This is a genomic window from Fibrobacter sp. UWH4 (genome assembly GCF_900142475.1).
Taxonomy (GTDB): Bacteria; Fibrobacterota; Fibrobacteria; order Fibrobacterales; family Fibrobacteraceae; genus Fibrobacter.
Genome location: NZ_FRAY01000003.1, coordinates 92,902 through 106,743 on the forward strand (window position 1 = coordinate 92,902; position 13,842 = coordinate 106,743).

A 13,842-nucleotide genomic window follows, 5' to 3' on the forward strand; every position below is an offset into this window, starting at 1 on the left:
GGTTAGAACTTAGAGCTTAGAAAAGCTTGTTTTTGGTGCTTGCCAAAGGGCCAACAAAGTTCTATTAACTAAGTTCTACCAACTATTTTTCCACAATCCCTTTACACCGAGTGGATTTTTTCTATATTTGGGGTCCCAATAGCAACCCAAAAAGGATTACAAAAATGTATTCTATTGTTGAAACAGGTGGTTTCCAGTATAAAGTTGAGCTGGGCAAGGCTTACAAGGTCCCCACGCTCGATGCCGCTGTTGGTTCCGAACTGGAGCTCAAGTCCGTTCTTCTTTTCGCAGGAAAAGAAGTGCAAATCGGCACCCCTGTCCTGAACGACGCCTCCGTGAAGGTTGAAGTGCTTGCCCACGGCAAGTATGACACCGTCATCGTTTACAAGAAGAAGCGTCGTACCCGTTACGAACGTCGTAACGGTCATCGTCAGGGCTATACCGAGGTGCTGGTTACGGAACTTCGCTCCGGCGCAGAATCCGCAAAGGTCGACTCCAAGGTTATCGAACGCAACCGCGCTCGCGTGGCTGCCCTCGCCAAGCAGAAGGTGCAGTCTGTGCCTCTGACTCGCAAGGAAAAGATTGCCCAGGGTCTCCCGAAGCCCGCCAAGGTCAAGAAGAACTCTCTGCGTAAGGCTAAGGAGGTATAATCCATGGCTCATAAGAAAGGTCAAGGTTCAGTACGTAACGGCCGCGACAGTAACGCCAAGTACCTTGGTGTTAAGAAGTATGCGGGCGAAACTGTCAAGGCTGGCAACATCATCGTTCGTCAGCGTGGTTCTCACTTCCACAGTGGCAACAATGTGGGCATGGGCAGGGACTTCACTCTGTTCTCCCTCATCGATGGCAAGGTGAAGTTCGAACGCCTCGATGCAAAGCGTCAGAAGGTTTCTGTCTACCCGGAAGAAAACTAATCGGTTTTGAATCGTTTAGAGCCGACGGTACCACAAGTACCGCCGGTTTTTTGTTTTAGCCCGCTACTGCCTACTGTCTACTGCCTACTGTCTACTTCCTACTACTATTTTTTGCTATTTTATGTGCGTGATGTCAAAGTCCTTGCTGTACTATTTTTCTTTTGTGGCGTTCCTGCTTTCTTTGGCGGGAACCTTCTCTGCGTGTTCCGACGACGACAGTTCAACCGAGTTCCTTTTAAACCGTGAAATTTCGGACTTGTCGGTGATTCGTGAATGTGGCAAGGATGCCGATAGCGGGGCTTATTGTTTTAAGGTGCGTTTCCGTTACCCGATCGATACGGATAAGCTTAAAAAGGTCTATATCTGGGTCGATGACGATGTTGTCGGCGATACGGCAAAGACTGTGAACGAGGACAAGCTTGCGAAGGCGACTACGAGCTTTGAGTATGCGTCCGGTTCGGCAAATTTGTTCGATACGGTGGACGTGACTCCTTATATTCAGGATTATGTGGCGGAACGCTGCAGCCTGCTGGTGGCTTTCTATTGCGAGTATTCGAGCGGTCGTCCGGGTTCTGTCCAGCGAGTCTATCTGCATTTCTGTGACGATATGGATCCATCCTTGCTCGGCAATATCCGCGATTCCGTATGGACGACGGGTGTCCGCTTGAGGTGGTTGCGTCCAACGGACCAAACGGTTTATTACAAGCCGAACGAACTTTCTGGACCGATTCTGGGTTACAATATCGTGTTGCATACCGATGACAAGGACGAAGACCTGCGAAATCTTAAACTCAGGGTAGAAACTCCCGACGGAATCGATTCTACGGGTGGAAGCCTGTTCAAGCGCCATGCAAGATTTTATTCCAACAACGATTCGGTTTGGGTAGATACGGTTGCCCATAGCGCCGATTCCAAGAAGAATGAACTGCGTATCGCTATCTTTGACGGTAAGGGTTACAATGTCGATAATTCGGATTCCAACGAATTCCGCCTGATTATCGAGGGACTCCGCTCCGAAAGCGAGTATTCGGTAGGGTACAGTTCCTGGGACACCAGCGGAAACTATTCGGGAACCGACGGTAACGCTGCCGCATACGAACTTATCTCGACGACGGATTCGGTGGCCCCGCTATTGGCAACGAAGCTTTATACAATCGAAGATACTCTGTATCCGGGAATGGCGCGTCTCGACAGCAACAACCATTTGCGAATTTTCTGGAATAGGAGCATTGACCCCTATACAAAGCACCATGGCGTCGTGGTGGATTCCGTCTTGTTCATTCCGGATTCCTGCCTGTATTCGCTTTGCTACGATACCGTGAAGACCTATATGGTCGAGTATTGGGACCGCATTGAAAAACAGTGGGTTGCCTACAGCAAAAAACTTGATGAGTCTGGCCGGTATGGCACCCATTATGGCGTTTCCGCCGATACGTTTGCCGTGTCTACGGTTGGGACTTTCGTAGCGGATACGATCCGCTGGGTGGCGCCTGGCGACACGCTGATCTTGCGAATCCGTTCTGTCGACAAGTCTGGCTATTTTTCGGCGGCCTTGATTGATACTGTTTATGTTTCGCCGGGGGCACTGGCGAAAGAACTGGAATGCCCCGAAGGATTTGTCGCGGTACAGGCTTCAGATTCGCTGAAGTTCTGCATGGAACGCACGGAGCACCGAAACGATTCGGGTGAGTTCGTGACAAATGTTTTGCATTCCGAGGCGCTTGCGGCTTGCGAGGCGGTCTCGGCGAGCGGCTTTAAGGTGAGCCTTTGCAATGAACGCGACTGGGAACTAGTCTGCCTTTCGGGCGGAACGCTCGCTTACGGTGTCGTCCAGGATACCCTGGAAATCTCGGATGTCTTGTTCAGGGATTGCAACGTGGCGACCAACGATTCCGCCTCGGCGTCGGATATAACCAAACGTAATCCTCACTGCATGAATCCGATGGGCGTGCGTGACCTGCCGGGACAGTACCAGGAGTGGGCGATGGGTCGCTCCGAGGATTCCGTTGCCGTCATCAAGGGCGGCTCCTACATGGTCTTGAGCGGGATTGACCTTGAGACGCAGGCGCTTTGTACCCGGCGTAGTTTCCCGGTGTTTACGCGACTGGCCTATACGACAGATTCTATCTACCTGTATCGCGAAGGGACCAAGGTGGATACCGTGTTCCAGGCAGATACATCAAGGACTCTCTTCATGGTGTTGACGCAGAAGGATTTCAAGGATACTTTGCAGTTCTTTGATGTACAAGATTCTAGTGGAAATTCCGTGGGGACGGATTATTCCCTTTATTCGGAATACAAGAAAGGCGGCGATGAATGGCTTGAAAAGATCGGTAATGGCATGAAGTACGTGCCCGACCACATCGAAGTCGTGTTCCTGACGGGCGAGCGGATTTCTTACCGCGGCGCGGCGAATTTCTACAAGTCGCCGAGTATCGGATTTAGGTGCTGCGCATACAAGGAATAATTCGGATTTCGGATTTCGGAATTCGGAGTTGATTACAAATGGAATATCAAAATTATTTAAAAGTGGCTGAGGCGCTTGCTAAAGAAGCGGGCGCTCGTTGTCTTGAAATACAACAGAACCTGGGCGATGTCAAGTACAAGTCCAAGAAAGACGTGGTGACCCGCGCCGATATCGCGAGTGAAAAGTTGATTGTGGAAGGACTCCGCAAGGCGTTTCCCGAACATTCGATTCGTACAGAAGAAGCGGGCGTTATCGAGGGGACCGACCCGCGTTTCCGCTGGATTATCGATCCGGTGGACGGTACGGTGAACTTTAGCCGCGGAATTCCCTTATGGGGAATTTCCGTTGCGCTCCACTTTGAAGGCAAACCGTTGGTGGCTGTAGTGAACTTGCCGAAGCTCGGCGAACTCTATACCGCAGTGAAGGGCGGGGGAGCGTTCATGAACGGCAAGCCGATTCACGTGAGCGATGAAGCGGATCCTGTGCATGCCATTGTCAGTAACGGCGACTTTAATGTGGGTGTTGCCGAAAAAATCAATGCGCAGAACTCGAAAAACTTTGCAGCCGAAGCTGAAACGTTCGAACGCGTGAAATGCCTGGGTTCGGCGGTGATCGAAGGTTGCTTTACGGCTTGCGGACGCATCGACTGTTTCGTGATGACGATGAGTTACCCCTGGGATATCGCGGCGATTGCGCTCCTGGTCGAGGAAGCGGGTGGAAAATCGACTCGTATTGACGGTTCGACGATGCAATTCGTTGATGGAGAACAAGTTGCGTTCTCTAACGGCGTTTTGCACGAAATTTTGTTGGGTTGCCTTAAATAGACTTGTTTCTTGTAAAAAGAATTTTACTTTAATGCAAAATAAATGAAAACCTACATTTTTGTAGGTTTTTGTTGTTTACGCCCTTTAATTTTAACGAAAAAAGGCAATTTTGAAAACTTGCAAAATACTAACTTACAAAAATGTAAGTTTTTGAAGATTTTTCCCGTTTTTTCACTATTTGTGATAGCTGTTTGCTATCTTTACAACCGTTGAAAACATTAACAATCCAAACTCTCAACGGAGATATATAAAATGGCAATCAAGAATGCTTACCTTCATAAGGTTTATGACAAGGTCGTCGCCCGTGATCCGGACCAGGCCCTCTTCCACCAGGCTGTCCGCGAATTCCTCGAATCCCTCGACCCCGTCCTCGAACAGGACAAGTCTTGGGAAACCAACGGCGTGATCGACCGCCTCGTCGAACCGGAACGCGTGATCACTTTCCGCGTACCTTGGCTCGATGACAAGGGTAACGTTCAGGTGAACCGTGGCTACCGCGTGCAGTTCAACTCCGCTATCGGCCCGTACAAGGGCGGTATCCGTCTCCGTAACGAAGTGACTCTTTCCATGCTGAAGTTCCTCGGCTTCGAACAGATCTTCAAGAACAGCTTGACCACGCTCCCCATGGGCGGCGGCAAGGGCGGTTCCGACTTCGATCCTAAGGGCAAGAGCGACAACGAAGTGATGCGTTTCTGCCAGTCCTTCATGACTGAACTCTGCAAGCACGTCGGTGCCGACACGGACGTTCCGGCTGGTGACCAGGGTACTGGCGCTCGCGAAATCGGTTACATGTTCGGTCAGTACAAGCGCATCCGCAACGAATTTGTGGGCGTTCTCACCGGTAAGGGCCTCTCCTACGGTGGTTCTCTCGCTCGTACCGAAGCTACCGGTTACGGCCTCTGCTACTTCACTCGTGAAATGCTCAAGGACCTCGCTAACGACTCCTTCCAGGGCAAGACCGTCGTGATTTCCGGTTCTGGTAACGTTGCCCAGTTCGCTTGCCAGAAGGCTACTCAGCTCGGTGGCAAGGTCGTGACCATGTCCGACTCCAACGGCTACATCTATGACCCGAACGGCATCAACCTCGACATCGTTCTCGACCTCAAGAACGTGAAGCGCGCTCGTATCAGCGAATACGCTAAGCTCGTTCCGGGTTCTGAATACCACGAAGGTTCTAAGGGCGTTTGGACTGTCAAGTGCGACATCGCTCTTCCGTGCGCAACTCAGAACGAACTCGACCTTGAAGGTGCCAAGGCCCTTATCGCTAACGGCGTGAAGGCCGTTGCCGAAGGTGCAAACATGCCGTCTACTCCGGAAGCTATCGAAGCCTTCCAGAAGGCTGGCGTTCTCTTTGGACCTGCCAAGGCTGCTAACGCTGGTGGCGTGGCTACCTCCGGCCTCGAAATGTCCCAGAACTCCGAACGTCTCTCCTGGACCTTCGAAGAAGTGGACAAGAAGCTCGAAGGCGTCATGAAGAGCATCTACGCCGCTGCTTCCTCTGCCGCTGTCAAGTACGGCCAGAAGGGCAACCTCGTGATGGGTGCAAACATCGCCGGCTTCCTCAAGGTTGCCGATGCCATGAAGTGGCAAGGTGCAGTGTAATTAATACACGCCACGCGAAATGTCATCCTGGAGCCCCGTAGGGGCGATAGGATCCATAAAAGTCCTCGGTCAAAAGCCGGGGGCTTTTTTGTTAAAAAAGCTATATTTGTATGGAAACAAAATGAGGTTAGGAAAATGCATTTAATCAAAGTTTGTGTAGCAGTTGTTTTATTCCAATTGTCTGTGTTTGCCGCTTCGGATGTGTGGACGGGCAATGTGGCAGAGCGTTTTAAATCTGGTATAGGAAAAATTGAAAATCCCTACATTATTTCAACGGCAGAAGAGTTTGCCTTGATGGCTAAGCGTTATTCTGATTCGGCCTATTACCGCTTGGATGCAGATATTGTTTTGAATACGGGTGACGCCAAGGATTGGGCAACGTCTGCGCCAAAGAACAAATGGACCGTTTATGGGGATACCACTAAATTTGCCCGAGTTCACTTGGACGGTAATGGGCATTCTATTAGCGGCCTTTATATCAATAGTGATAAGGACTATCAGGGCTTGTTCGGTGCTTGGAGTGGAATTGCCACGAATATCGTAATTAAGAATTCTTATGTCAAGGGGCGTGATTTTGTGGGAACCCTTGCCGGTTCTTTTGAATACGAACGATCAAGAGATTATTATAATCCGTTTGGAAATAGGGCGGGTGGAAATGTTGAAAATATTGAAGCAGATGTGATTGTTGAAGGACGCAAGTTTGTGGGCGGCCTAGTCGGTTTAGCAGGGGCAACTCGGCTAAATTCAGTAGTTCTTGGAGGATTAATTACTCAAAAAAAGAACGTATTTCAGAATATGATTTTAATGTATTGAATATCGACGTGTCGGGAAGTGTTAAGGCAGACTCTGTTGTCGGAGGTGTATTTGGAAGCGTGTTCGAAGCAAGAAAAAGTATGGGGTTAATAAATCGGGCTTCTGTGACAGGATCTTTGAAGGTGGGAGGGATTTGCGGTGAGCTTGCTTGTAGATCAGGGCTGATTCAGCATAATTTTAATTTCGGAACAGTTAAAGGTTCCGATGCGGTAGCTGGATTAATAGGTTATTTTGAAATTTCCGATAGGTATAATTTCAATGAATTGGAAAATCTTGCTAATCTGGGAAATGTATCGGGAAATAGTAGGGTGGCTGGATTATTGAATTCAAGTCGCGGACGGGTTTCCAATTCTTACAATGCGGGCTCGGTTGTTGGGGAAGATAAGGTGTCGTCACTGTTTTTAAATGATACCTGTTCTCGCAAATGCCTAGACTCTTTGCATCTATATGACTTTTCTGAAGAACATATAGATTCTATTCATGCGTATGCGGACTCAATGGGGGCATACTTCTTCCCAGATACGGGGGCAAAGCCTATCAATAGAGGTTATCCCTTGTCGGCTTATTTTTATTCAGACATGTTGTTTGACCATGGGCGTGGTACATTCGAAGATCCGTTCTTGATTGGATCGTTACATGATTTACGCCGCTTTGAACGTCATGCTGGAGTGAATCTAACTCGCTATACAACGGAAAAATCTTTTTTTAGACAAACGGCCGATATTGTTTTTCCGAAGGAGGATAACGAATGGACTCCTGTAACAGCAAACAACATTGTTTATGATGGCGACGGTCATTCTGTATCTGGTTTTGCTATTCATGATACATGGCTGGATTTAGATGCGTTGTCTTCAATTGATTCGTCTTTGCTGTTTGGTGATTATTGGTCTAAAAATTGGCGCCAAAGCTTTCCTCAAGCCAATTATTGTTCTGGATTTTTCAAATATCTAGAAGAATCAACGATTGATAATTTAAAACTTAAAGATATTGATGTCGAAGGTGATTTGGCTGTCGGAGGTCTCTTAGGGTGTACAAGTTCTAATACATCAGATAATGTCATTTTGTCACGCGTTTCTGTAGATGGAAGTGTGAAGGGTCTTGTTATGGTTGGCGGTATTGGCGGAAACTTACGTGCCAAGTTATATGATGTTGCAAACTTTGCGACTGTAACAGGATCAAAATATGTTTCTGGAATAATGAATGAGGCTGATCCCGGATTAGGAATGTATCGCTTTGTCCGAAATCATGGTGATGTGACTGGATATGCTTATGTGGCTGGAATTGCGAGCGAAAGGCAGTCTCGTTCATGGCTTATGTATGCTCCGGAATACTATGTCTATAACAGGGGGAATATTTCTGCACAAGAAGGACCTGCAGGTGGGTTATTCGCAGAAGCCACTATTAGAAACGAGGGCCATGTATTACATGGCGCCTACAATGCGTCCAATGTGTCAGCGAAAAGAGTATATGGAGCATTTTATGGTGATTTGTATACCGATATGGATTTAAAAGAATGTTTAGATTCAATGCTTTATGATAAGAATTTGATGTCTGACCCGAGGAATGTGTACTTGATAAGCTTTAGTTCTGATACTACGATTGTATCTGATGTTACTGTTGCTTCTGTTGATTCAAAAACGCTTAAGTCTGCTGGAGCAAAGGAATTGGGTGTCTTTTATGGCGTTGATGAAAATAATGAAAATGACGGATATCCTGTATTTCATTTCCTTAATGGCGACGGCTCTTCTGAATCTCCGTACATTATAGCTACGGCAGAGGATTTTTGGAAACTATATGATTTGATTTATAGGGATCCTCGTTCACCTAATCATTACAGTAATTCGAATTATAAGTTAGTTGCTGATATCAATTTGAATGCATCGGCAAAGAGGCCTTGGATGCCAGTAAGTTTGGGGCCGTGGGGCACTTTTGATGGTGGAGGACATACTGTTTCGGGAATTTATGTGGATACGACCGTGAAAACGTACAGTAATGATGCTGTTTATGCTGGACTATTTAGAGAAAATCTTGGAACAATCAAAAATTTAGGTATTGCGGATTCCTATATCTTTGGTGATACGGCGGGTGCTGTTGTTGCTGTAAATGCTGGCATTATTGAAAACTGCTGGAATAAAAATGCTGTCGTGGAAGCTACTGATGTTGCGGGGGGTATTGCTGGTGTAATGAGATCCGGTCATATTCATCCTGTTTCAACTCGTTGGCCGGAAAGTGATGAGGAACAACGGGCTATTGCAAATCATGATGTTTTTATAAATAAAACATACAACGGAGGTGTTGTTCGCGGAAATTATAGTGCTGGGATTGTTGGGTATGTCCTGTTTGATGATTTTAAAGATGGCTATATATCCCGCAATGTTGTGAAGTCTCGTGTGGCAAATAGTTATAATGTGGGCGAGGCTTTGAATGGTATTGTAGGTTCTATTTATGGAAGTAAAAATTTCTTGTATTATCACGACATTCATTTCGAAATTGTGAATGTTTATAATGCTGACAAGAGATGCCATAAAATATCAAGTGACGATGCAGAATTTGCTGTAAATGCATATTATGTAGTAATGGGTCAAGAAGAATGTAAAGATATTGGGATTTCTCAAGCAATCGATGAAATGAAAACCAAGAACTTTGCGAAAAAAATGGGGGAGGCGTTTAAGTATGATGCCGATGGAGTGAACAACGGTTTTCCGATTTTTTCAGACAAGAGGGGGCTTGATCCCGATGCTCCTATTAGCATCGGACAGCGGCCTTTTATCTACAAGGCGCTACAGGTGAGTGTCATTGACCGCGAAATTCATCTTAATAATTTAGTTAATGGCGCAAATACAGCTCTGTTCGACCTGAGCGGCAAACGCGTGTGGAATGGAACGGGAAAATCTGCCGTAATTCCTGTCCAGAAGGCGGGCGTGTATATTGTCCGGAACAAGTACCAGATAAAAAAAGTGATTATTCGTTAGTACAGTCGCCTAATAAAAAAGTTTACGCTTATTTGTCCTTTAGGCTTTTTTGAGTATATATTGCTTGGTAAGAGGGCGAAAATGAAGATACAGGCGTTTTTATTGGTGATGTTGTTGGGCGGAGCGGGACTTGCGAGTGCGCATGTCCTGAAAATGCCCGATTTTAAGGACATCCGCGATGGTCGCACCTATAAGACGGTGCAGATCGGGGAGCAGCGTTGGTTTGCCGAAAATTTGCGCTTTAATGTGAAGGGGAGCTGGTGCTACGACAAGAAAGACTATAATTGTGAAAGGTATGGCAGACTCTATGATTGGGCGATGGCCATGAGGATGAGTGACTATTACAATAGTCATTTCATTAAGAAATTTGATTTCTCCAAATTGAAACCGGGGCAGTACCATGATGCGTGTCCGGTCGGTTGGCATGTACCAACGAATAAGGACTGGTACAAGCTTAAATATTTTGTCGCTAAAAAAGGGATTAGCGATGGAGTGGGAATAAGTCTGAAATCAACCGAATTGTGGGAGAAGGAATTGCGTATACCGGCGGCATCCGACGAATTTGGTTTCAATGCCATTCCGGCCGGCATTAAGCAACCTTATAGCGGCTTTATGGACTTGGGTCGAACGACGCAGTTTTGGTCTTCAAATGAGATTGATGACGGTGGAGCTTATTATTGGAACCTGATGTATGATTCAAGAACTTTAGAAAAGGTTTATTCCGGCAAAGATGACGGAATCTCAATCCGATGTGTAGAAGATAAATTATACGAAGTCAAGGAACCTCCTCCGCCGCCACGCAAGGTGGTTCCGCAGGTGGTAAAGGTGAAGAATAAGGTGCTTCGGACTGTTCACATTGGTGACCAGGTTTGGATGGTCGATAACTTGAATGTGAATGTGCCGGGAAGTTTTTGCTATGAGTACAAGGAAGAAAATTGTGAAAAATATGGCAGGCTTTATCCGTGGACCGTGGTAATGAAACTTGATGAAAAGTTTTCTAAAACGGTTGCGCGAGATTCTGTTATGAAACGCAAGCCGAGAGGAATTTGTCCGAATGGTTGGCATATTCCGACGGTTTTCGATTTTCAGAACTTGATTGCGTATTTAAAGGATATTGATGATGCCGTAGGTGCGGGAACGAATTTGCGTGCTCGCGAAGGATGGCAAGAAAGCGACGATGTCCTGTTGGGGGAGGACGGTTTTGGTTTTACGGGGCTTGCCGCAGGATATCGCGACACGATGGGTGTCTTTGTTGGCCGGGAGTTCTTTACGGGTTTCTGGTCTGGGACAGAGGGGGATTCCCTGCGGGCTCTTGCTTGGACATTGCCTTATGATAATGATGATTTTGTGATGGAGTCTGCAATTAAGGACAATGCTTATTCTGTGCGTTGCCTGATGGATCCGCCGGATGACGATGAATTGTACGACAGTACATCGCTTACGGATATTCGCGATGGAAATCGTTACAGGACGGTTGCTGTTGGTGAAGATGTGTGGATGGCCGAAAATTTGCGCTTTGCAGCCCTAGGGAGTTTCTGTTACGAGGACAAGGATAATCGTTGTCGCAATTATGGAAGGCTTTATCCGTGGCATGTGGCGATGCGCCTTCCGGAAGATTTTATCGAGAGTTCGCTAGACAGTGCTTCGCTAGAAGCGGTTGCGCAGGATCATCAGGGAATTTGTCCCGATGGTTGGCATATTCCGCGGCAAGAAGAATGGCTGCGTCTTGGAAAGTACGCTGTTGGCTTGCGCAAGGGATTGGGGGCGGCGCTGAAAAGCCGTGATGGCTGGGTGCAGGGCGGAGAACCTGTAAACAATGCTAGCGGATTTAACGCACTTCCTGCAGGAAGCCGCTATATTGATGGCGAGTATGCCGAGCTGGGGTCAAGTGCTTATTTTTGGGCTGCCGAAGGTGGCGCCGGTATGGGCGCCGTTTATTGGAACCTGATTAATTCCAAGGATGATTTTGCAACGGCGGAAGATTTTGAACACTCAGCATTTTCGCTTAGGTGCGTGAAAAATAAGACGGGGAGCGCCAAGGCTCCCGAGTCTGCAAGATAGGTTAGAATAAACTAATCTGTTCGCCAGCGTTGGTTGCGCCCTTGGTGTCGGCACTACCAGTGGGATTTTCTTTGCCCTCGGTTGTCGTTTCGTCTGCGTTGGCGGCAATCTGCGCCAAAAGCCACGCTTCGTCGTGTACGGGGATTCCGAGTTCGTTTGCCTTGGTGAGTTTGCTTCCGGCGGCTTCGCCCGCGAGGACCCAGCTGGTCTTCTTGCTTACGGAGCCACTGACCTTGCCGCCGTTTTCTTCGATGAGTTTGCGGGCTTCGTCGCGGTCCATGCTCGGGAGCGTTCCGGTGATGACTGCGGTCTGCCCCTGGAACAGCGTCTTTACGACGCCCTTGAATTCGGTGGGGCAGCCGAGTGCGATAAGTTCGTCGATTTCTTGCGTGTAACGTTCGGTGTGGAAGAAGTCGTAGACGGATTTCCCGATGCGTTCGCCCACGTCGGTCACGTTTTGTAAGTCTTCGACGGTGGCTGTGCGGATTTTTTCCAGCGTGCGGAAGTGCTTCGCGAGGTTCCTTGCGCTGGTGCGACCCACAAAGCGAATGCCGAGGCCGTGCAACAGGTTCTCGAGGCTACGTTCTTTCGAAGCGGCAATGGCGTCGAAGACGTTTTTGGCGCTCTTCTTGGCCATGCGCTCCTGCGATTCCAAATCCTCGAGGGTAAGGCGGTACAGGTCCGGAATGCGCTTGATTTTTCCTGTGGAAATCAGGCTTGCGATAAGGGCGGGGCCGAGGTTCTCGATGTTCATGGCCTCGCGGCTCACGAAATGTTCGAACAGGCATTGCACCTGCGCCGCACAGTGCATGTTTTCGCAGCGGAGAATGACTTCGTCGTCGATGTGGGTGAGCGGTTCTCCGCATACGGGGCATTTTTCGGGGGCGGTCACGGGGACGGCCCCCGCCGGGCGGAGCTCCTTCTTGACGTCGGTGATTTTCGGGATGATTTCGCCGCCCTTCTCGACGCCGACGGTGTCGCCGTAATGCAGGTCCAGGCGCGAGACTTCGTCGAAATTGTGGAGGGTGGCGCGCTTGACGGTGGTGCCCGCGAGGCGCACGGGGGCAAGGTTCGCTACGGGCGTGACGGCCCCGGTGCGGCCCACCTGAAATTCCACAGAAAGGAGCGGTGTGTAGGCGCGCTCGGCCTTGAACTTGTAGGCGATGGCCCAACGCGGGCTCTTACTCGTGGTGCCGAGGGCGCGCTGCATGGCAAGGTCGTTCAGCTTTACGACCATGCCGTCAATTTCGAAGGGGAGGCTGTCGCGGCTCGATCCAATCTGCTCCGAAATTTTCATGATTTCGTCGGTGGTGTCGGCAGTCCAGTAGTCGTTCGTGTGGAACCCGAGCTTCTTGAGTTGCAGCAGGTTTTCTTCGTGCGTCTTGTTGTTACTCTGCGGAATGTGGTAGGCAAAAAAGCGCATCGGGCGCGTTTTGCATTCGGCCACGCTCTTGAGCTTGAGCGAGCCCGAAACCGTATTGCGCGGGTTCTGGAAAATTTTCTTGCCTTCCAAGATGAACTGCTCGTTCAGCCGTTCGAAGGCTTCACGCTCCATGTAGACTTCGCCGCGGACTTCGAAAGTGCCCTGCGGGATTTCGCTCGGGTCGATTTTTAGTTTCTTTGCATCTAACGTTTCGGGAATGTCCGCAATCGTGAGCGCGTTTAAGGTCACATCGTCGCCCTGGGCGCCGTCGCCGCGGGTAGCCGCCTGCTTCAAGCGTCCGTTTTCGTACACGATGGAAAGACTCACGCCGTCAATCTTGCGTTCGCAAATCCAGCGGGCACCGTCATTGCGAGCGGAGCGAAGCAATCCATCTTGATTTGCTGCACTCTCGTCTAAGCCTGCAATTCCGTCCTCGGCGGCTTTCACGAACTCCGCCATCTCTTCGGCGCTGTACACGTTCGCGATACTGAGCATGGGCACGGCATGTGCGACTTTCGCAAAGTCGTTCGTCAAGTCGCTGCCGACCCGCTGCGTGAGCGATGCATTGCCGCGCAGTTCCGGGTATTTCGCCTCGAGCGCTTCCATCTCCTTGAGCCCAAAGTCAAAATCCTGGTCGCTCATGGGGGAGACGCCTTCCTTGTAGTAAAGGCGGCTCGCTTCTTCTAGCTGTTTCTTAAGCTCAAAATACCGGGTGCGGTCAATGTCTTTCTGGTCCATTTTTATTGTCTCTTTTCGTTTTAAATAT

General features: G+C 48.9%; 9 protein-coding genes. 8 read left to right on the forward strand and 1 reads right to left on the reverse strand.

Annotated elements, in window-relative coordinates:
• Positions 1 to 164 precede the first annotated feature (164 nt).
• The 8 genes from rplU to BUA93_RS05795 all read left to right on the forward strand — a co-directional run bounded on the left by rplU (position 165) and on the right by BUA93_RS05795 (position 11,653).
• The gene (rplU, locus tag BUA93_RS05760; protein ID WP_072978219.1) at positions 165 to 650 is read left to right on the forward strand and encodes a 50S ribosomal protein L21; all 486 of its coding nucleotides are present in this window, start codon (positions 165 to 167) and stop codon (positions 648 to 650) included.
• A 3-nt stretch (positions 651 to 653) separates the two neighbouring features.
• A complete protein-coding gene (gene rpmA, locus BUA93_RS05765; RefSeq protein ID WP_072978220.1) occupies positions 654 to 914 on the forward strand; it encodes a 50S ribosomal protein L27 in 261 nt (86 codons plus the stop codon).
• A gap of 130 nt (positions 915 to 1,044) precedes the next feature.
• Complete coding sequence (locus BUA93_RS05770; protein WP_072978221.1) at positions 1,045 to 3,381, forward strand: hypothetical protein; 2,337 nt, start codon at positions 1,045 to 1,047, stop codon at positions 3,379 to 3,381.
• A 38-nt stretch (positions 3,382 to 3,419) separates the two neighbouring features.
• Positions 3,420 to 4,205 (forward strand): inositol monophosphatase family protein, encoded by a 786-nt coding sequence (locus BUA93_RS05775; RefSeq protein ID WP_072978222.1) that lies wholly within the window; start codon positions 3,420 to 3,422, stop codon positions 4,203 to 4,205.
• Positions 4,206 to 4,457: 252 nt separating this feature from the next.
• Positions 4,458 to 5,807 carry an NADP-specific glutamate dehydrogenase gene (gene gdhA / locus BUA93_RS05780; RefSeq protein ID WP_072978223.1) on the forward strand — a complete coding sequence of 450 codons (1,350 nt, stop codon included), beginning with the start codon at positions 4,458 to 4,460 and terminating at the stop codon, positions 5,805 to 5,807.
• Between the two features lie 135 nt (positions 5,808 to 5,942).
• Positions 5,943 to 6,620, forward strand: coding sequence for a hypothetical protein (locus BUA93_RS05785; protein ID WP_072978224.1), 678 nt, complete (start codon positions 5,943 to 5,945; stop codon positions 6,618 to 6,620).
• 59 nt (positions 6,621 to 6,679) lie between these two features.
• On the forward strand, positions 6,680 to 9,592 hold the full coding sequence (locus BUA93_RS05790; protein WP_139257817.1) for a T9SS type A sorting domain-containing protein: 2,913 nt from the start codon (positions 6,680 to 6,682) through the stop codon (positions 9,590 to 9,592).
• An 81-nt stretch (positions 9,593 to 9,673) separates the two neighbouring features.
• Positions 9,674 to 11,653: an FISUMP domain-containing protein gene (locus BUA93_RS05795; RefSeq protein ID WP_083597176.1), complete on the forward strand. Its 1,980-nt coding sequence runs from the start codon at positions 9,674 to 9,676 to the stop codon at positions 11,651 to 11,653.
• 1 nt (position 11,654) lies between these two features.
• Here the strand turns inward: BUA93_RS05795 and ligA are convergent, their stop codons facing one another.
• Positions 11,655 to 13,814 carry an NAD-dependent DNA ligase LigA gene (gene ligA / locus BUA93_RS05800; protein ID WP_254793878.1) on the reverse strand — a complete coding sequence of 720 codons (2,160 nt, stop codon included), beginning with the start codon at positions 13,812 to 13,814 and terminating at the stop codon, positions 11,655 to 11,657.
• Between the last annotated feature and the right edge of the window lie 28 nt (positions 13,815 to 13,842).